The following is a 748-nucleotide window of genomic DNA, read 5'->3' on the forward strand; positions in this document are numbered from 1 at the left end:
CGATGCAGCCGCCCGAGACCGAGCCGACCAGCGCGCCGTCCTCGCACAGCGCCAGGATCGACCCCACCGGCCGGGGCGACGAGCCCCAGGTGCGCACCACCGTCGCGAGCAATGCGCGCCGCCCTGCAACGCGCCAAGCGTGCAGCGCGCGCAGCACCATCAGGTCCAGATTTTCCATGGCCGGGGTCCTCCGTTCGGGGGCGGCTCAGCTGCGGCTGAACCACCAGAGCAGCAGCACCAGCGCGGCTGCGCCGGCGGCCCATATCCAGCGCGGCACAGCGGCGCCGCCCGGGGCCGCAGGGGCTGCATCTGCGGCCTGCGCCGGATCGGCGCGCGGGTGGCGGCGCTGCATTTCTTCGTCGAAGCGCTTGAAGAAGTCTTCGGCCATGCTTTTCGCGGCGCCGTCGATGAGCCGCTGGCCCAGCTGGGCGATCTTGCCGCCCACGCTGGCGTACACGCTGTAGTGCAGTTCGCAGCCCGGCGACCCGCTCGCATCCCCGGGCAGCGGCGCCAGCCTGACCTGCGCATGGCCCTTGGCAAAACCGGCGACACCGCCCGATCCGTCGAAGGCCAGGCGATAGCTCTCGGGCGCGACGATGTCGCTCAGCGTGATTTTTCCCGCGAACTTGGCGGACACGGGGCCGATCCTGAGCGCCATGGCGACGGCGTACTGGTTCATGCCCGTGGGGTCGATCTTTTCACATCCTCCTATGCACAGCTTGAGCACCTCGGGGTCGTTGAGCGCGTC

At 70.3% G+C, this 748-nt stretch carries 2 protein-coding genes; both read right to left on the minus strand.

The genetic code is table 11. The annotated features are described in order from the left end of the window. The coding region (locus tag VTU_RS31855) for an XdhC family protein (protein WP_010106814.1) at positions 1-178 on the minus strand (178 nt) is incomplete at its 3' end. Between the two features lie 27 nt (positions 179-205). Beyond that, positions 206-748: SRPBCC family protein (locus VTU_RS28120; protein ID WP_010106815.1), on the minus strand; the 543-nt coding region annotated here is incomplete at its 5' end.

Source organism: Verminephrobacter aporrectodeae subsp. tuberculatae At4, from assembly GCF_000193225.1.
GTDB lineage: Bacteria > Pseudomonadota > Gammaproteobacteria > Burkholderiales > Burkholderiaceae_C > Acidovorax > Acidovorax aporrectodeae.